The 18,765-nt window shown below is 67.1% G+C and carries 12 protein-coding genes; 6 read left to right on the top strand and 6 right to left on the bottom strand.

From position 1 onward, the window contains the following. Positions 1-12 precede the first annotated feature (12 nt). On the bottom strand, positions 13-1,647 hold the full coding sequence (locus tag A3Q7_RS0115725) for a methyl-accepting chemotaxis protein (RefSeq protein WP_018412863.1): 1,635 nt from the start codon (positions 1,645-1,647) through the stop codon (positions 13-15). Positions 1,648-1,892: 245 nt separating this feature from the next. On the opposite strand from A3Q7_RS0115725, the gene A3Q7_RS0115720 reads away from it, so the two are divergent. From A3Q7_RS0115720 to A3Q7_RS0115695, 6 genes are all read left to right on the top strand, one after another. Continuing rightward, positions 1,893-3,512, top strand: a complete 1,620-nt coding sequence (locus A3Q7_RS0115720) for a sigma-54 interaction domain-containing protein (RefSeq protein WP_018412862.1) — start codon at positions 1,893-1,895, stop codon at positions 3,510-3,512. Between the two features lie 126 nt (positions 3,513-3,638). Further along, positions 3,639-4,784: an acyl-CoA dehydrogenase family protein gene (locus A3Q7_RS0115715; protein ID WP_018412861.1), complete on the top strand. Its 1,146-nt coding sequence runs from the start codon at positions 3,639-3,641 to the stop codon at positions 4,782-4,784. An 11-nt stretch (positions 4,785-4,795) separates the two neighbouring features. After that, positions 4,796-4,975: a rubredoxin gene (gene rd, locus A3Q7_RS0115710; RefSeq protein WP_018412860.1), complete on the top strand. Its 180-nt coding sequence runs from the start codon at positions 4,796-4,798 to the stop codon at positions 4,973-4,975. A 60-nt stretch (positions 4,976-5,035) separates the two neighbouring features. Further along, positions 5,036-6,370 (top strand): CmpA/NrtA family ABC transporter substrate-binding protein, encoded by a 1,335-nt coding sequence (locus A3Q7_RS0115705; RefSeq protein WP_018412859.1) that lies wholly within the window; start codon positions 5,036-5,038, stop codon positions 6,368-6,370. A 33-nt stretch (positions 6,371-6,403) separates the two neighbouring features. Then, positions 6,404-6,949 carry an OsmC family protein gene (locus A3Q7_RS0115700; protein WP_018412858.1) on the top strand — a complete coding sequence of 182 codons (546 nt, stop codon included), beginning with the start codon at positions 6,404-6,406 and terminating at the stop codon, positions 6,947-6,949. Continuing rightward, a complete protein-coding gene (locus A3Q7_RS0115695) occupies positions 6,939-8,111 on the top strand; it encodes an FAD-dependent oxidoreductase (RefSeq protein WP_018412857.1) in 1,173 nt (390 codons plus the stop codon). The genes A3Q7_RS0115700 and A3Q7_RS0115695 overlap by 11 nt, the downstream gene beginning before the upstream one ends. Here the strand turns inward: A3Q7_RS0115695 and A3Q7_RS19980 are convergent. From A3Q7_RS19980 to A3Q7_RS0115670, 5 genes are all read right to left on the bottom strand, one after another. Beyond that, positions 8,074-10,653, bottom strand: a complete 2,580-nt coding sequence (locus A3Q7_RS19980) for a chemotaxis protein CheW (protein ID WP_232418004.1) — start codon at positions 10,651-10,653, stop codon at positions 8,074-8,076. The genes A3Q7_RS0115695 and A3Q7_RS19980 overlap by 38 nt on opposite strands. Positions 10,654-10,850: 197 nt before the next feature. Continuing rightward, on the bottom strand, positions 10,851-11,372 hold the full coding sequence (locus tag A3Q7_RS0115685; RefSeq protein ID WP_018412855.1) for a PepSY domain-containing protein: 522 nt from the start codon (positions 11,370-11,372) through the stop codon (positions 10,851-10,853). Positions 11,373-11,553: 181 nt separating this feature from the next. After that, positions 11,554-11,988 (bottom strand): hypothetical protein, encoded by a 435-nt coding sequence (locus A3Q7_RS0115680; RefSeq protein ID WP_026224913.1) that lies wholly within the window; start codon positions 11,986-11,988, stop codon positions 11,554-11,556. A 205-nt stretch (positions 11,989-12,193) separates the two neighbouring features. After that, positions 12,194-17,932 carry an excinuclease ABC subunit UvrA gene (gene uvrA, locus A3Q7_RS21205; RefSeq protein ID WP_018412853.1) on the bottom strand — a complete coding sequence of 1,913 codons (5,739 nt, stop codon included), beginning with the start codon at positions 17,930-17,932 and terminating at the stop codon, positions 12,194-12,196. Between the two features lie 116 nt (positions 17,933-18,048). Further along, positions 18,049-18,729: a S1 family peptidase gene (locus A3Q7_RS0115670; protein WP_018412852.1), complete on the bottom strand. Its 681-nt coding sequence runs from the start codon at positions 18,727-18,729 to the stop codon at positions 18,049-18,051. Between the last annotated feature and the right edge of the window lie 36 nt (positions 18,730-18,765).

Below are 18,765 nucleotides of genomic sequence, written 5' to 3'. Positions count from 1 at the left end.
CCGGCGCGCGGCTCAGCCGGCGATGCGGAAGCGGCTCACCGTGTGTTCCAGTCCGTCGGCAAGCTGCTTGAGTTCCTCGGCACGCGCGGCCGAGCGGCTGGTCGATGCGCGCGCCTCGTCGCTCATGCCGGCAATGCGTTCCACGCCCTGCGCGATCTGGGTGCTGGCATGGCGCTGTTCGGACAGCGCGTCGTTGATGGCACCCACCGCAGCGCTCACCCGCGTGGCACCATGTTCCAGCGACGCCAGCGCCTCGCGCGCCCGGCCGGCGCTGTCGGCGCCGCGTCCGGCCAGTTCTCGTCCTTCTTCCATGCTGGCGATGGCTTCGCGCGTATTGGCCTGCACCCGGCCTATCATTTCCGTGATCTGTCGCGTCGACTTGCCGGTGCGCTCGGCCAGCTTGCGCACCTCGTCGGCCACAACGGCGAAACCCCGTCCGGTTTCACCGGCACGCGCCGCCTCGATCGCGGCATTCAGCGCGAGCAGATTGGTCTGATCGGCGATTTCCTCGATCACCCCGGTGATCTGCGAAATGCTCGCTGCGCTTTCGGCCAGTTCGGCCACCACCGCGGCAGACGCCGTCATCCGTTCGGCGACGCGGCTGATCGCATCCACCGCTTCGTTGATCACGACAACACTGGCACGCACTTCCGCCTCGGTGTTGATGCCGAGCTGGTTGGCTTCGGTCGCGTGGTCGGCCACGACGGCAATGCTGGCCGTCATCTGTTCCACCGACGCAGCGATGGACTGCGTGGCTTCACTCTGCATATCGGATGCGCTGGCCACCTGCCCCTGATCCGCGTGCAGACCTTCCGACGCGCTGACCACGCGCGCTGCTTCGGCGCGTATGCCCCGTATCATGGCCTGCAGGGAGTCCTGCATGTCCTTCATCGCGGCCAGCATGCTCTGGCTCGCACCGCGCCCGCAGACAACCGGCTGCTGCAGATCGCCGACGGCAATGCGTCGCGCCACTTCGGCGGCGTAGGCGGGTTCGCCGCCAAGACGGCCGAGCACCGAGCGGACGACCATGAGGGATGCGCCGACACAGGCGCACAGCGCGACCAGACCGAGCCCGGCCACGACGAACATGCCCCGTTCCAGTGCCGCCGCCGAATCCGAGCGCATCGCCAGCGCCAGTTTCTGCAGGTGTTCGCTCTGTTTCATCAGTTCGGCGCGCATTTCCCGCCAGGCGGGCGTTTCCGCGCGCACCAGGGTGTCGCGTGCAGTGGCCACATCGCCCGGCTGAACCTGCGCGACCACCTGCGCCTGCAGCGGCACCCAGGCCTTGGCCAGTGCCTCCATGCGGGCAGCGGCATCCGCTCCGCCATCAAGCAGGGTGGCGTGCTGACGGATGAGGGGCAGCGCCTCATCGAAGGCCTTGCGTGCGCGGTCGAGATTGTCGTAAGCCTTCTTGTTGGCCGGATCGAGCAGGATGTTGCGCAGCGCCTGCCCCATCTGCAGGCCCTGGGCATAGGCCTGCACAACATGGCGCTCGACCGCCAGTTCGTTGTCGATGAAAGCGGACAGACGCGTGCCGCTGACCTTCATCTGCCACAGCGCACCGGCCAGCGCCACGCCCAGCAGGCCGCAGGTGACGAGCGCGAGGAAGCCGAGCTGGGCGCGGATGGAAAGATTACGTATCTGCATGGTTGGAACACCTCGGGGTTCGTGGGCTGTTTCGCCTCATGGTGTACAAGGCATTGAATCCACGAGCTTCTACGGCGCCCGTTCGCTCGACTTGACCGAATTTTTTACGCGTACGAAAAATGCACCGGGCAGTGTGCGCCGGCCCGGCGTGGAACGCGATGCCACGTACGCACTTTCCCTGCCCGCTCCGGACCTGCGGCGGACAGCGTTATGCTTGGCGCGGATTCCCACGCACATCCGCGCCCATGACCCGCACCCGCAACGCATCCTCCACCGACCACGAACACCTCGTGGAACAGGAACAACTGCTGCTGCGGGAAAGCATACGGCTGGTCGGCAAAGGGCTGGCGCCGGATCGCGCGGTGCGTGAAATCCTTCACCTCATGTCGGAACTGCTGGGACTGAACCGCGGCCGCTTCATGATGCCCGACGCGGCCACCGGAGAACTTGCGATACGCGTGGCCTACGGACTGACGCGGGCGGAAGTCGCGCGCGGCCGCTATGCGCCGGGCGAGGGTGTGAGCGGCCGCGTGATGCAGACCGGCGAGCTGCAGATCGTGCAGGACATCGACGACGAGCCGGTCTATCTCGCTCGCGCGGTCGCGCGCAGCACGCTGCCGGATGAAACCGTGTCCTTCATCGCGCTGCCGGTGCGCGCCAACCGCAGGACCATAGGCGTGCTGGGCGTGCACCGGCTGCGTTCGCGCAAGCGCGCTCTGGGCGCCGACATCGAGGTGCTGCGCACGGTGGCGGAACTGATGGGCCAGATCTACCGCATCCACGAACTGGTGGAGAAGCGCACGGCCGATCTGCAGCAGGAGAACCGCACCCTGAAGGCCGCGCTCGAACATCGCGCGTCGCCGGGCGCGAACTGGGGCATCGTCGGCGATTCGCCCGCGCTGCGCGCCGCGCTCGGCCAGCTCGAACAGGTGTCGCCCACCGACGCCACCGTGCTGCTGCTGGGAGAATCCGGCACCGGCAAGGAGCTGTTCGCGCGCGCGCTGCACCTGCAGAGCCTGCGCCGCGATCAGCCCTTCGTGAAGGTGAATTGCGCGGCCATTCCCGAAACGCTGTTCGAGGCGGAGCTGTTCGGCCATGAGAAGGGCGCCTTCACCGGCGCCAGCGAGCGGCGCATCGGCCGGCTGGAGCAGGCCAGCGGCGGCACGCTGTTCCTGGACGAGATCGGGGATCTGCCGCTGCCGGTGCAGGTGAAGCTGCTGCGCGCGCTGCAGGAGCGCGTGATCGAGCGGCTGGGTGGACGTGTCGAGATACCGGTGGATGTGCGCATCGTCGCCGCCACCCACCAGGACCTCATGGCCCTGGTGCAGGGCGGCCGCTTCCGGCTCGACCTGTTCTACCGGCTCAACGTGATCCCGATACGGTTGCCGGCACTGCGCGAGCGGCCGGGCGACATCCGCCAGCTCGTGCGGGTGTTCGTGTCGCAACTGAACCAGCGCCACCAGCGCAACATCACCGTGCCGGCCGATGCGCTCGCCCTGCTGGAAACCCACGACTGGCCCGGAAACATCCGTCAGCTCTACAACGTGGTCGAACGTGTCGTGCTGCTCACGCGCAGCGACCTGGTCGGCGCGTCCGACATCGCGGCCGTGCTCGCCAACGAAGCACCGGCGCAGGCGGCATCGGTTGCGCGCAGTCCCGGTGGCCTCGCGCACTCGGTCATCCGCGACTATCAGCCGGTGGCATCCGACGAAGCGGCGCGCATCGCGCAGGCGCTGCAGCAGCACCGAGGCAACAAGTCGCGCGCGGCGCGCAGCCTCGATCTGACGCTGCGTCAGTTGAATTACCGGATACAGGTGCTGGGGATAGACGTGGCATCGATAAAGTCGACATTGTGTAAACAATAAGTGAACATTGGCACCCGCGCGCCCGGGCAGGCGGAATCGACAACCGCTTGATCCGCAACAACTTTCCAGTCTGGCACGGCACTTGCGAAAGCGTCTGCAACACAGATCGTCACGCAGGAGAGTTGAATGTCCGCCAGCGCACTTGCCGAACGCGCCTTCCCCGCCGCTGCCGATGACCTGTCGGCCATACGCGCACTGATCGCTTCGTCGCTCGCCCCCAAGGTGCTGGACATCGACCAGAAGGCGGAATACCCCGAGCAGTTCCTGCGTGCACTCGGTGCGGCGGGCGGCTACCGGGGCGCGGCACACGCCGGCCCGGATGCGGGCCTCGCCCATGTGATAGACGTGATGGACGAGGTGGCTCGCGAATGCGTATCCACCGCCTTCACCGTGTGGTGCCAGACCGCCTGCGCACGCTACATCCAGCAGTCCGACAACGAAGGGCTCAAGCGCAGCCTGCTGCCGCGCGTCCTCAGCGGCGAACGGCTCGCCGGCACCGGTCTGTCCAACACGCTGAAGTCGGGAGATGGCATCGAGGACTACCGGCTCTCGGCCGTGCGGGTCGACGGTGGCTACCGCGTCAATGGTGTGCTGCCCTGGGTATCCAACCTCGGTCCCGACCACGTGTTCGTGACCGGTTGTCCGGTACTGCGCGACGGCACGCAGGACGGACTCATGTTCATGCTCATCGATTGCGCGCAGGAGGGTTTCCGCCTGGTGGACTGCGCACATTTCGTGGGACTGGAGGGCACGCGCACGCTGGCCTGCCATTTCCGCGACACCTTCGTGCCGGATGCCCATGTGCTCGCCCACCCCGAACAATCGGCCGAGTATGTGAAACGCATCAAGCCCGGCATGATCCACGGCCAGATGGGCATGGGACTGGGCCTGGTCGAAGCCTGCATCCGCCTGATGGAACAGTCCAACCGCACGCATGCCCATGTGAACCAGTATCTGGACGATCAGGTCGGCCCGCTGCGCATCGCGCTGGACGCGGCGCGCGAGCAGGCGCGGGCGCTGGCGCTGCAGGTCGATGCCGGCAGCGCCGACGTTCTGGACATCCTGAAGCTGAGGCTGGCGGGCGGCGAACTGGCGTTGCGCGCCGCGCAGGCGGCAATGCTGCACATGGGCGCCAAGGGCTACCTGCTGCGCAGCCCGGCACAGCGACGCCTGCGCGAAGCCTATTTCATCGCCATCGTCACACCGGCCACCAAGCACCTGCGCCGGGAGATCGCGCGCATCGAAGCGGCACGCGCCGCCGTTCCCGCCTGACCGGAGCCACCATGAACACGACTGTCACGCGTGCCTGGATATGCAAGGTGTGCAACTGGATCTACGACCCGGAACAAGGCGATCCGCAAGGCGGCATCGCACCCGGCACCGCGTTCGAGGACATCCCGGATGACTGGTACTGCCCGGAGTGCGGCGTCACCAAGACCGACTTCGAGCCACTCGATTTCTGAGTGCCTCCCGCTCGCATCACGCAACGATACCTCGCACCTCTTCGACCCGGGAGTTCCGCCATGCCATCTGATCGATCCGACGATACGCCCCACGCCCATGCCGGCTGCCGCTGCGGCCGCCATGCCTCGGAAGCCGAACACGCCCGCGCCACCTCGCTCGATGCCGGCATCCTGCAGTCGGCCGCGCTGCGCGCGATCGTGCCGGACGCGCGACAGCGTCGCGGCTTCCTGCGCGCGGTAGGGGCGTCCGGCGCGATGGCCGCCCTGTCGGCCCTGTTCCCGTTTTCCGCGCTGGAAGCGATGGCGGACGAAAAGCTGCCGCTGGAAAAAAAGGACCTCAAGGTGGGCTTCCTGCCCATCACCTGCGCCACACCCATCATCCTGGCCGGCGCCGCCCACTTCTACGACAAGGAGGGGCTGAAGGTCGACCTTCAGAAAACGGCGGGCTGGGCGGTGGTGCGCGACAAGGTGCTGTCCAGGGAGTACGACGCTTCGCACATGCTGTCACCGATGCCGCTGGCGATATCGATGGGCCTGGGCTCGACCTCGGTGCCGATGGTGATGCCGGTGATGGAAAACACCAATGGCAACGCGATCACGCTGCACACGAAGCACCGCGAGAACCGCGATCCGAAGAACTGGAAGGGCATGCGCTTCGCCATTCCATTCGACTACTCGATGCACAACTTCCTGCTGCGCCACTATCTGGCCGCGCACGGCCTGGATCCGGACCGCGACGTGCAACTGCGCGTGATGGCGCCGCCCGACATGGTGTCCAACCTGCGCTCGGGTGCGATCGACGGCTTCATCGTTGCCGAGCCCTTCAACCAGCGCGCGGTCTATGACAACGTCGGCTTCATCCACTTGCTCACCAGCGAAATCTGGGACAACCACCCGTGCTGCGCCTTCGCGGCGAGCGACGAGTTCGTGCGCGCCAATCCGAACACCTTCGCCGCCCTGGTGCGCGCGCTGATACGCGCCACCGCCTACGCCAACAAGGCGGAGAACCGCAAGCAGGTGGCCGACCTGATCGCCCCGGCCAACTACCTCAACCAGCCCCTGACCGTGGTGGAACAGGTGCTGACCGGGCGCTTCGCCGACGGGCTGGGACAGGTGCGCAACGAACCGAACCGCATCGCCTTCGACCCCTTCCCCTGGCACTCGATGGCGGTGTGGATGCTCACCCAGATGAAGCGCTGGGGCTATGTAAAGGGCGACGTGAACTTCCGCGACATCGCCGAGCGCGTATTCCTCGCCACCGACGCGCGCAAGCGCATGGCCGAACTGGGCCTGGCGCCGCCGGGCGACACTTATCGCACCCACACGATTCTGGGCAAGACCTTCGATCCGGCCAAGCCGGATGCCTATCTCAAATCCCTGCAGGCCAGCCTCTGAGCCGGTCCGCCCCCTCACCCACAGGAGCATGCAATGAGTACCGAAACCGTCAAGACCTATCTGCGCCCGATCGATCGCGAAGGTCTGCTGAAGTTCGCCGCCGCCGGGCGTGAGAATCCCGAGCGCAAGGGCATCAACAAGGTGCACACCGTGATGCAGGGTCAGTACCGCTCGTGGAGCTTCGTCGGCATCCACAACCCGGTGGTGGTCGACGAACCGCTGCATCTGTTCGGCGAGAACACCGCGCCGGCGCCCGGCGAGATCGTGCTGTCGGCGCTCGGTGGCTGCCTCGCCGTGGGCATCACCGCGGTCGCGACCTATCGCCAGATCCGGCTCAGCCGGCTGGAGGTGTTCCTTGAGGCGGACATCGGCAACACCGCCGCGTGGGGTGCCGGCGGCGCCGAGCGCAAGCCGGAGCAGATGGGCTTCCAGAACATCCGCGTCAAGGTGATCGTGGAGGGCGAGGGCTCGGCCGAGGAGATGGATGACATCGTGAAGACCGCCAACTACTTCTCCCCGGTCGCCAATACGATGCGCAATCCCATCCCGTTCAGCATCGAGCGCGTCGATGCCGCCTGAGAGCGACGCCGGCATCGTCGTCGTCGGCTGCGGTCACGCGGCGCTGTCCCTGGTGCGCGAACTGCGCCGCCGCGATGCGCGGCGTGCGCTCACCATCGTGACCGCGGACAGTGGCGATGTGTATTCCAAGCCGGCCTTGTCCACCGCGCACGCGGACCAGCGTCCGGTACAGGCCCTGGTGAGCCAGAACGCCGCGGCCATGGCGGAGGCGCTGGACGTCCGGCTGCTCGTGCACACGCGCGCGCTGTCCATCGACGTACCGTCGCGGCTGTTGCACACCGACCGCGGCATGCTGCGCTACGAGGCACTGGTGCTTGCCACCGGCGCCTCGCCACGGCCATTGCAGGTGAGCGGAGACGGCGGCGCCGACGCGATCGCGGTGAATTCCCTGGACGACTACCGTCGCTTGCGCGCCCGTCTCGGGCTCGATGCGCGGGTGGCAGTGATCGGTGCCGGGCTGGTCGGCTGCGAACTGGCGCTCGATCTGCGCACCGGCGGCCATGCGGTCGCACTGTTCGACAGCGCATCGCGGCCATTGCACCGCCTGCTGCCGGACTTCGCATCGCAGCGCATTGCGGGCGCGCTCGCGCGCGCCGGCGTCGCGCTGCACCTGGGACAGGCACCGGACCGCGTGGTGCGAGGTCCGGGCGGCTACCGCGTCGGCGCGGGTGCGATCGAGGAAGAAGTCGATGTCGTCATATCCGCCATCGGTCTGCATGTGGAGGCCGGTCTGCCGGGCAGCGCCGACATCGCGACCGCGGCCGGCATTGTGACCGACGACTGCCTGCGCACTTCGGCGCCCCATGTGTTCGCGCTGGGCGACTGTGTGCAGATCGACGGCCGGCTGCAACCTTTCCTGCTGCCCATCATGCATGGTGCGCGGGCGCTCGCGGCCACGCTGTGCGGCACGCCCACGGCGGTGCACTACCCACCCATGCCGGTCACGATCAAGACCCCCGCCTGCCCGACACTGATGTGTGCGCCCGCCCCTGCGGATGCCGGCCGGTGGGTCGTCGAGGCGGATGACTCTGACGGTCTGCGCGGCGTCTTTCTCGCCGACGCATCGGACGATGTGCTCGGATTCGTGTTGCAGGGCGGCCGCATCCGCGAACGCGCGGCCATGCTCACCCGCCTGACGCAGCGCTCGCCAGTCGTGGCGTAAGGGACGGCACAGGCGGCTGTGCGCCGCCATGACCGGCCTGTTCGAGCAGGGCCGGATCGATCAGCTCGCCGCGCATGCGCTCACGCAGCATGTCGTAGAGCGCATCCAGATCCAGCACGGTCGCCAGCGGCCGGTCGCGCCCGGTGATGATGAGGCGTTCCAGCCAGCGGAAGCGTGCGGTGAGCATGTCCGGAACCGGGCGCACGTTGTCCGGCCCGAATTCGGCTACGGTGAGCAGGTCGTCGACGATGAGGCCGAGGCGGCCGCGCGCGCACTGTGTCACCACCACGTGACCTCGACCGGGCTGCAGCGGCAGGTCGAAGAAGGCACGCAGATGGATCACCGGCACATGTTCGGCGCGCACGCCTTCATCCAGTTGCAGCACACCGGCGACCAGTCCTTCGCCGCTGCCGAAGCAACGCACACGGTCTGGCTCGGCCGCTTCCAGCACGCGCTGTGCGGTGACCGCGAGATGGCGGTCGTCGAGACGAAACAGGGCGAATTCCTCGCCTTCACCCTCTCTCACGTCCACCTCATAGGCGGCCGCCAGTTCGTCCAGCGACACACTTGCACTGCGAGCCCCGGGCAAGGGCATGGCGACCACCGCCAGCACATCGTTACGGTAGTCGCCTGTGGTCTTGTATTCGCGGTAACCCGCAGAGGCGGCGATGCCTATGCTGTGACGTGTGCCAGCCAGTTCGTCGACCGCGTGTCGACTCGCACCCGCGGCCAGCCCCTGCGCCAGCCCGCCCAGCGGAAGCCGGGCGCCCGGCGGCAGGTCGGCCCGGGTGCTGGCGATCACCCTGCCGTCCGGTTCGCAGAAGGCAGCCCATACCCCTTCGCGCTGCGGCAACAGCTCACCCAGCATGGCGCGGAATTCGCGGCCGGATTCGAACACGATGCCAATGCCACCGACCACGCGCGCGTCGTCGTCCGGCGCGCGCACCGCCGCGCAGTAGATGTAAGTATGTTCGCCGCGATGCAATGGCGTCGGCTCGAACGCAGTCACCGTATAGGACTGCGTATCGGGCAGGCGCCGTACCGCATCGAGCAGCGCAGCATCGACATGCCGACCCAGTGTGCGCTCCGCCGCACCGGACAGATTGCTGCACGCCACGATGCAGCCCTGTTCGTCGAACACGAACAACCTGTCGTAGACGGTGTAGAGCCGGTTGATGTCGTCCAGCAGCCGGCCGAGCATGTGCGCGTCCGGCCGTCCGCCCGCAAGACCGGCACGCAGCGCGGGCGCGAGCGACCACCAGCGGCAGTCGTTGGCGCGTTCGTACAGATTGCGGTCCATCACATCCATCATGAGCCGCGACACGAACTGAAGATCGAGCAGCGTGGTGCTGTGCACCGTGTCGGACAGCGTGGCGAGCGCTCCTGAAAAAACGGCGCGCATGCGTTCGCCGGTTTCGCTGATCTGCTGCAGCATGGATTTCAGTTTCAGCGAATCGCCGCGGCGTCCGCCCGCCATGACCTGGCCGTTCCACACGACACGGTTCAGCGCGTCCTTGATCGCGCCTGCCTGGGCCTCGATCGCCATCAGCTCGCCGGATTGCAGAGCCCAGTCGGACCCGTCGGCCGGGACGTCGCCCGCCACCTTCTCGTCGCGGAAGGCGGTGTCGGCCGGCACCATGACCTGGCCGCGCCAGCCCGGGCCGGCATAGCCCTGGTAACCGGTGGCTTCACGGGTACACACGATGTATTCGCGACCGCCGAACTCCACCAGTCCGCCGCCTGAAGCGTCCCTCTCGTTATCCGGGCTGCGGCCCAAGGGGACATGGTCCGGATCGCTGCTGGCGATGACGCGTCCGCCGGCATCCAGCAACAGCATGACGGCGCGGTCGCGCGGCCGGCGGAAGGTGGCGAAAATGCCCGCCATTTCGTTGTCGAAACGAAAGGACAGCACCAGCACACCGAGCGCCCGCCCCTCGCATTCGATACGGTGCGCGTACAGCAGCGCCCGCTCGCGATCCGGCAACAGCGTGCTGTGGCCGAAATGCTCGACATGCCCCTGCGCGTGCAGCGCGCGTTCGAACAGCGCATGCTCCAGACGCGCACTGCTTGCCCCGCCTATCGCCGCTGCCACATCGCCCCGGTGATCGAGCACGAAAATGCCGTCGTAGACGGTGTATTTGCGGATGTATTCGTGCAGCCGCGCTTCGAGCAGTTCGCGGTCTCCGGCATCCTCCATCAGGAAGCGACAGATGTCTGCGTCGGTCGACAGGAAACCGACATCGGCAGTGCGCTCGTACAGATTGCGCACGACGACGTCGACCACCGCCTGTGCCCGCGCCGACAACTGCAGCGCCACCTTGCGCACATTCTCCGCCGCGAGCGCGCGCACAAGATCCGATTCCAGTTGTCCGAACGCTTCACGCGTACTGGCCATGGCCGGCAATATGGTCTTGGCTTCGGCCGGACACACCATCTTGGCGGTGGTTTCGATCAGGCGCCAGGTCAGCCGCAGCTCGGCAAGTTCGCGCTCGCAGGCGAGCACGCCCCTCATATGGGGCAGCAAGGTTTCAGTTCCGGTCACCGGGGGCTCCGCTCAGGATTGGAAGGCATTTCGCTCCCTGAACGACCGCACCGGCCGGAAGTTGAGAAAATCCTGAAAAATCACAGATATGGTGCGGACTTTGCACCAGATCGGCCCATTTCCGGCCGGTGAACGAAAAAAGGGGCGGTGTCGACCGCCCCTTCTTCAATCGGCTCGCTGTCGAAGACAGCGCTGCATCATTCCTTGCCGATCTGCCAGGCCTCATCCGACTGCGACGTGATCTCGCCGCTTTCGGTATCCACTTCCAGCTTCACTTCCTTGCCGTCCGCGGTCTTGATATCGAACTCGTAGGAACCCTTGCCGTCGGATTCGATTTCGTACTCGACTTCGACGATCTCGCCCGGCACCTTCTTCAGTGCGATTTCACGCGCCGCAGCTTCGTTCACCTTGGCACCCGCGAACTTGGGATGATCCTTGGTGACTTCTTCCTCGATTTCGGTCACCTTGCCGGACTTGCCTGCACATTCGACATCCCAGGCCTTGCCATCCGGCGTTTCGATGTCGAATTCATAGTTGTAGCCTTCGCCCTTCTCGTTCTTCAGCTCGACCTTCACAATGGTGCCGGACTTGGCCTTGAGCGCGGCTTTCATGCACTTTTCGAGGCCGGCATTGGTCTTGGGCATGTGATGGTCGGCGGATGCCGGCGCTGCGATACCGGCAGCGAGCAGGGCAGATGCGATGAGGTGCATGGATTTCATGGGATTCTCCTTGGTAGATGCTGTGCGCACAGCCGCAATTCTTGCGACGCAACAATCACAGTCTATCGATATTTCGGGAAAATTTCCCACCAAGCCCAGGGAATGGGTCCATATTGGGATCTTTTCCCGACAAATACGGGATTTTTTCCCTGTTCAACGCCACTTCCGGAGAGTTCGCTGTTCACCCGCCCCGGCCGCGCTCGTCACCCCTCCTGTCGTGCGGGCCGCCGCGCTTGCCGTGCGGGCCACCGCGGTGTTCATCGTGATCGTGCGGGCGATGCCGCTCGCGGTAGGCCGGCGCGTAAACAGTGTTGTACCAGCGATCCTGCACGAAATACACCGGTCGTCCGCAGGCGCCGTAGCGGCCGCAGTACCTGCGCCACTCCTTCGCGTGGCCCGGCGGCACATGCATGTAGATGGGCGGCGGCAGCGCCGGACCCCGGACGATCACGACCGGCTGCGGATAGATGAGCTGCGGCCGCGGATAGGCGTCGTCGATGTCGATATGCCCGTAGAAGCCGGGCTGGCCGATGCTGATGGACACGCCCACGTCAGCGGCCTGGACTGGCCACGCACTTGCGGCTGCGAGTGCTGCAATCACCATGCTTCTCTTCATGCTCTCGTCTCCTGTAAGGACAAGGAGAGCAACGATTGCCGCTGCCGTGCGAGTGACGCCCGCATGTAGCAAAGCTGCTTCAAATCGTATCCGCCGGCTCCTCGTCAGATGGCGCGCAGTCTGGGGCAGCCAGCGAAACGTTCACGTAGGAATCGAGGAAGAAGGCTGTCAGGACACGGCGCAACGACGGCGCCCGGCATACGCGTCAACCGGCGCGTGCCGTGCGGAAGCGCGCAAGCTCGCGCGCCGTGTGCGAATGCGCTGCAGCGGACAGAATATCCGCCGGTGCGCCCGCGGCGATCACCTGTCCGCCCTGGCCCCCGCCTTCCGGACCCAGATCGATGATCCAGTCCGCCTCGGCCATCAGGTCAAGGTCGTGTTCGATCACCACCACTGAATGGCCGGCATCGACCAGCCGGTGCAGCACGCCGATCAGTCTGGCGATGTCGGCCATGTGCAGGCCGGTGGTCGGTTCGTCCAGCACGTACAGCGTGTGCGGATTGCCGCGACCGCGCCGCGCGCTCGCAGGGTCGTTCGCATCGGACGGTGATTTGGCCAGTTCGGTCACCAGCTTCATGCGCTGCGCCTCTCCGCCGGATAGCGTCGGGCTGTGCTGGCCCAGCGTCAGATAGCCCAGCCCTACTTCCTGCATCAGCTTCAGCGTGTCGGCCAGCTTGCGGTGGGCGGCGAAGAACTCCACTGCCTCGTCCACGCTCATCGCCAGCACGTCGGCAATGCTCTTGCCGCGCCAGATGACCGCCCGCGTTTCCGAGTTGAAACGGGCGCCATTGCAGGCTTCGCACAGCACCCGCACGTCCGGCAGAAAGGACATTTCGATCTGCCGCAGGCCCTGTCCCTCGCACACCGGGCAGCGGCCGGGACCGGTGTTGAACGAGAAGCGCGCGGCGGTGAAGCCGCGCTCGCGCGCATCCTGCGTGTCTGCGTACAGCTTGCGTATCGCATCCCAGAAGCCGATGTAGGTCGCCGGGCAGGAGCGCGGCGTCTTGCCGATCGGCGTCTGGTCGACTTCGAGCACGCGGCCGAGCGCACCCCAGCCTTCGATGTCGCGGCAGCCGGTGAGTGTCGCCTTCGGGTCGCCCAGCCGCTGTGCCACGCCATCGCGCAGCACGTCGCGCGCGAGCGACGATTTGCCGGAGCCGGACACGCCGGTCATCACGACCAGCCGACCGAGCGGCACCCGCACATCCATGCCCTTCAGGTTGTGCAGCGTGGCGCCGCGCACGACGAGCGAAGGCGTGTCGTCGGCGACCGGTCGGCGTGCCTTGAAGCTGTGTTCCAGCGGACGCGCCAGGAAACGGCCGGTGATCGATTCCGGCTGCTTCGCCAGATCGCTGGCGTGTCCTTCGGCGATCACTTCGCCACCGAGCCGGCCGGCGCCCGGGCCGAGGTCGATCACGTGGTCGGCGCGCAGGATCGTGTCCTCGTCGTGCTCGACCACCAGCAGCGTATTGCCCTTGTCGCGCAGCTTCACCAGCGTGTCGAGCAGCACTTGGTTGTCGCGCGGATGCAGGCCTATGGTCGGTTCGTCCAGCACGTAACACACGCCGCGCAGATTCGAGCCGAGCTGGGCCGCCAGCCGGATGCGCTGCGCCTCGCCGCCGGACAGCGTGGGCGCGGCACGATCCAGCGACAGATAGCCGAGGCCGACCTCGCTCAGGAAATGCAGCCGGCTGTTCAGTTCCGCGATCACGTCGCGCGCGATTTCGCCTTCGCGGCCTTCGAGCGACCAGCGGGCAATCGCCAACTGCAGCGCCGATACCGGCTGCGCCGTGAGCCGGGCGATGGACTGGCCGAACAGCTTCACGTTGCGCGCCACCGGATTCAGCCGCTCGCCGTGGCAGGCCGGGCATTCTTCTGGCTCGTCCTGCTGCCACTCGTTCCAGGTGGCTTCCTCGCCCGTCTGTTCCGCATCGAAACCCGGCAGCTTGAGGCCGGTGCCCATGCACTTCGGACACCAGCCATGTTTCGAGTTGAACGAGAACAGGCGCGGATCCAGTTCGGCGAAACCGGTGCCGCAGCTCGGGCAGGCGCGCTGGGTCGAGTACACCTCCACCGCGGGCAGCGGCGCATCCGGCTGCCCCAGCCGGTCCAGCGGCGACATCAGGTGCAGCACGCCCTTGCCGTGTTCCAGCGCCTGGCGCACCGCATCGCGCAGCGTGCGCTCGTCGCGTTCGTTCACGACGAAATCGCGGATCGGCAGTTCTATCGTGTGTTCCTTGAAGCGGTCGAGCCGCGGCCACGGCGAGGTGGGCAGGAATTCGCCATCGACACGCAGATGGGTGTGGCCGTGCGACTTCGCCCAGCGCGCCAGTTCGGTGTAATAGCCCTTGCGGTTGATCACCAGCGGCGCCAGCAGACCGATGTGCTGGCCGCGCCGCTCGCGCAGGATGCGCGCCACCATCGCGTCCTCGCTCTGCGGCGCGATTGCGCAGCCGCAGTCCGGACAGTGCTGAACGCCCAGCTTCACGTACATCAGGCGCAGGAAATGATAGATCTCGGTCTGCGTCGCCACCGTGCTCTTGCGGCCGCCCCGGCTGGTGCGCTGGGCGATCGCCACCGCCGGTGGAATGCCGAACACGCCATCGACGTCCGGCTTGCTCTCCGGCTGTACGAACTGGCGCGCATAGGCGTTCAGCGATTCGAGGTAGCGTCGCTGGCCCTCGCCGAACACGATGTCGAAAGCCAGCGTGGACTTGCCGGAGCCGGATACGCCGGTCACCACGGTGAAGCGCTCGCGCGGAATGTCGACCTCGATGTTCTTCAGATTGTGCTCGCGCGCCCGGTGCACAACGATGCTGTGCGCAGCGCGCGCGCGCAAGCTGGAAGCGTGGTCGTAGCTTGCAGGCTCTTCCCTCACCCCGACCCTCTCCCGCTGATGCGGGAGAGGGAGCGAACCGTCGCCCGAACGTCCGTTCCGCGGCACGCTCAGGGAAGCGGGTGTCCCGCTCGTCTCCCTCTCCCCGATCTTGGAAGCCGAAGTCCCGCGCTTCTCCCTCTCCCCGATCACGGGGAGAGGGTCGGGGTGAGGGGCAAAGACCTCCGCCAGCCGGTACTCCGCCAGCGCCCGCCCTGTGTGCGAGGTGACGCACGCCGTGATCTGCGCCGGCGTGCCTTCGAACACGAGCTGGCCGCCGTCCTCGCCCGCTTCCGGACCGAGGTCGATCAGCCAGTCGGCCGCGGCGATCACGTCGAGGTTGTGTTCGATTACCAGCACCGTGTGGCCGGCGTCGAGCAGCCTGGCGAAGGCGCCGAGCAGGCGCGCGATATCGTCGAAGTGCAGGCCGGTGGTCGGCTCGTCGAGCAGGAAGAGCTTGCCGCTGTCGGCCTTTTTGTCGGCCTTCCTGCCCGCCTCGGCGCCCTTCACGTTCGCCGCCTCGGCCAGGAAACCGGCCAGCTTGAGCCGCTGCGCCTCGCCACCGGACAGCGTGGGCACCGGCTGGCCCAGCGTCACGTAGTCGAGACCGACATCGACCAGCGCCTGCAGGCCGGCCACCGCGTTGTCCGCGTGGCGGCGCAGCTTGGGTTCGAGGTCGGCCAGATCGCGCAGCCAGTCCAGCGCATCGCGCACGGTCATCGCCAGCACGTCGGAAATGCTGCGGCCGTCGAGCCGGATTTCGCGCACTTCGGCGCGGTAGCGGGTGCCGTCGCAGTCCGGGCAGCGCAGGTACACGTCGGACAGGAACTGCATTTCGACGTGTTCGAAACCGGTACCGCCGCAGGTCGGGCAGCGCCCCTTGCCGGCGTTGAACGAAAAAGTGCCGGCGGTATAGCCGCGCTGTTTGGCCTCCGCCTGCAGCGCGAACAGTTCGCGCACCGGGTCGAAGGCGCCGACATGGGTAACCGGATTGGAGCGCGCGCTCTTGCCGATCGGCGACTGGTCTACCATCACCACGTCGGCGATGTGTTCCAGCCCCTCGAGCGCGTCGTGCTCGCCGGCCGTTTCGGTCGGCCGGCCGTAGTGCTTGAGCAGCGCCGGATGCAGCACGTCCTGGATCAGCGTGGACTTGCCGGAGCCGGACACGCCGGTCACCGCGACCAGGCGGCCGAGCGGGATGGCGATGTCGACATTCTTCAGATTGTGCGCACGGGCGCCGCGCAGCAGCAGGCGCGGCGTCACATCATCGACCGGCCGGCGGCTGCCGAGCGCGGCATCCACCTTGCGACGGCCGGCCAGATAGTCGGCGGTCAGCGTGTCGGCGCCGGCCATGGCCGCCGGTGCGCCGTCGAACACGATGTTCCCGCCGCGCGTGCCGGCGCCGGGGCCGATGTCGAGCAGGCGGTCGGCGTGACGCATGATCTGCGGGTCGTGCTCGACCACCACCAGCGTGTTGCCGGCGTCCTTCAGCCGCTGCATCACGCCGATCACCCGTTCCATGTCGCGCGGGTGCAGGCCGATGGACGGTTCGTCCAGCACGAACAGCGTATTCACCAGCGAAGTGCCGAGCGCGGTGGTGAGGTTGATGCGTTGCACTTCGCCGCCGGACAGCGTGCGCGATTGCCGGTCGAGATTCAGATAGCCCAGGCCGACGGTGCAGAGATAGCCCAGTCGGGTGCGGATTTCCGCCATCAGTTCTTCGGTGGCCGAATCGAGCGGCGGCGGCAGGTCGAGCGCGTCCATCATCGCGCGCAGCTTCACCACCGGAAGCCGCATCAGATCGTGTATCGACTGCCCCTCGATCTTCCACAGCGCGGCGTCGGGCTTGAGCCGGCTGCCGCCGCAGGCCGGGCACTCGGTGTAGGCCCGGTAGCGCGACAGCAGCACGCGGATGTGCATCTTGTAGGCCTTGGTTTCCAGCCACTCGAAGAAATGACGCACGCCGTACCAGGTGCCGGGCCAGGACTTCTGCCAGCTCTTCCACTTCGGGTCGCCTTCGAGCACCCACTGCCGGTGCTCCGCCGACAGCTCGTCGAACGCTGCATCGAGCGGCACGCCGTACTTCGGCGCGAGTTTTTCCAGGTCGGTCTGGCACTCCTTGTAGGACTCGGTCTGCCAGGGCTTCACCGCGCCGCCGCGCAGCGTCTTGCGGCCGTCCGGAATGACCAGGCCGAAGTCGATGCCGATCACGCGGCCGAAGCCACGGCAGGTTTCGCAGGCGCCGATCGGCGAATTGAACGAGAAGGTGGCCGGCATGGCCGGGCTGTAGGCGATGTCGCAGTCGGCGCAGTGCAGCGTGTTCGAGAAGGCCCAGCGCTCGCCGCCCTCGCTGTCCAGCACCTGCACATGCATGCGGCCGTGACCCAGCTTCAGCGCCGCTTCGACTGCCTCGGCGATGCGCGACTCGCCGGCGTTGCCGGCGCGGAAGCGGTCCTGCACCACGTGCAGCACCGTGCCGTCGCGCGCGTGGATGCGGGTGTAGCCCTGGCGTTCCAGCCAGCCCTGTACCTCGGCGTCGGTGAAGTTGTCCGGCACGGTCACCGGCGCAGTCACCGCCAGCCGCGGGTCGCCCGCCGCGGCGGCGCGTTCGGCGATCCGCTGCGCGATGCGGTCCGCTGTGTCGGCCTGCACCGGCTCGCCGCAACAGCGGCAGTGCAGCGTGGCCACGCGGGCGAACAGCAGCTTCAGGTGGTCGTTCAGTTCGGTCATGGTGCCGACCGTCGAGCGCGAGGTGCGCACCTGATTGGTCTGGTCGATGGCGATCGCCGGCGGTACGCCTTCGATGCGGTCCACCTGCGGCGCATCCATGCGGTCCAGGAACTGCCGCGCGTAGGGCGAGAAGGTTTCGACATAGCGGCGCTGGCCTTCGGCGTACAGCGTGTCGAACACCAGCGAGGACTTGCCGGAGCCGGACACGCCGGTCACCACGGTCAGCTTGCCGAGCGGAAAGTCGACATCGAGGTTCTTCAGATTGTTCTGCCGCACGCCGCGCAGGCGGATGGCGGCGTCCGGCGCGGCGGCCAGGGGACGATAGGACTTGCGGGACACGGGAGGCGGACCGGTAGTTCGTTTCGGGAGATAGGGTAACAGCGTGGCGGACGTCGACAGCGCGCCGGCCGCGTCACGCGCGCGATGACTGCGGCCGGAGGCCCGCCACGAAGCATCTACTGCAGGAAGGCGGGCCGCAGTTCCGGACCGGCCTGCCAGAACGGCTCGCGCCGGCTGGCGTCGATGTCGGCATCCAGCCATTCAATGGGAATGGCGTAGCGCTCCTCGCCGGGCGTCCGGGCGACGAAGGCCATGATGCCGACCAGTTCGCCCGCGGCATTGAACAGCCCGCCGCCGCTGTCGCCGATCGCGAAAGGCACGCTCACCTGCATGACCGGCGCGCCATCCATGTCGAAAGTACGCTCCAGCGCACCGACCAGCAGCCTCACGTCGACCCCGTAGGCGCCGTTGAAGGCAAGCAGCCGGTCGCCGGCCTTCAGCCCTCCGGCACGCGCGATCACCGCGGCCGGCGCCGACAGGCCGGGCGCCGACAGCACGCACAGGTCGCGCCATTCATCGCGCCGCAGCACGGTCGCCGGCTGGGCCACATATTTGTAGCTCGCCTTGAGCGTCTGCGCGCCGCGGATGACGTGGCAGGCGGTGACCACGCGCTCGCCCGGCAGCACCACGCCACTGCCTATCGATAGCGAACCATCCGGCCGCATCGCCTGCACCCGCACGGTGGTCTGTATGGCCACCGCCACGTTCATCGCGGCAACCGGCCCCGCGGTCAGCACGCCGCAGGCCGTCGCCGCCGTGGCGAGACAACGGGCGAAGCTCTGCACACTCCTGTTCATTCCGGCTCCGGGTGTTTCATTCGACGCATGTTCGGA

Source organism: Methyloversatilis thermotolerans, from assembly GCF_000372885.1.
Lineage (GTDB): Bacteria > Pseudomonadota > Gammaproteobacteria > Burkholderiales > Rhodocyclaceae > Methyloversatilis > Methyloversatilis thermotolerans.
This window is presented reverse-complemented; position numbering and strand designations above follow the sequence as displayed.

What these genes read in the sequence shown, in the direction of transcription:
- rd (WP_018412860.1), top strand. Translation starts at nt 4,796, where the DNA reads ATGAACACGACTGTCACGCGTGCCTGGATATGCAAGGTGTGCAACTGG.
- A3Q7_RS0115705 (WP_018412859.1), top strand. Translation starts at nt 5,036, where the DNA reads ATGCCATCTGATCGATCCGACGATACGCCCCACGCCCATGCCGGCTGC.
- A3Q7_RS0115715 (WP_018412861.1), top strand. Translation starts at nt 3,639, where the DNA reads ATGTCCGCCAGCGCACTTGCCGAACGCGCCTTCCCCGCCGCTGCCGAT.
- A3Q7_RS0115680 (WP_026224913.1), bottom strand. Translation starts at nt 11,988, where the DNA reads ATGAAGAGAAGCATGGTGATTGCAGCACTCGCAGCCGCAAGTGCGTGG.
- A3Q7_RS0115720 (WP_018412862.1), top strand. Translation starts at nt 1,893, where the DNA reads ATGACCCGCACCCGCAACGCATCCTCCACCGACCACGAACACCTCGTG.
- A3Q7_RS0115725 (WP_018412863.1), bottom strand. Translation starts at nt 1,647, where the DNA reads ATGCAGATACGTAATCTTTCCATCCGCGCCCAGCTCGGCTTCCTCGCG.
- A3Q7_RS0115695 (WP_018412857.1), top strand. Translation starts at nt 6,939, where the DNA reads ATGCCGCCTGAGAGCGACGCCGGCATCGTCGTCGTCGGCTGCGGTCAC.
- A3Q7_RS0115670 (WP_018412852.1), bottom strand. Translation starts at nt 18,729, where the DNA reads ATGAACAGGAGTGTGCAGAGCTTCGCCCGTTGTCTCGCCACGGCGGCG.
- A3Q7_RS0115685 (WP_018412855.1), bottom strand. Translation starts at nt 11,372, where the DNA reads ATGAAATCCATGCACCTCATCGCATCTGCCCTGCTCGCTGCCGGTATC.
- A3Q7_RS0115700 (WP_018412858.1), top strand. Translation starts at nt 6,404, where the DNA reads ATGAGTACCGAAACCGTCAAGACCTATCTGCGCCCGATCGATCGCGAA.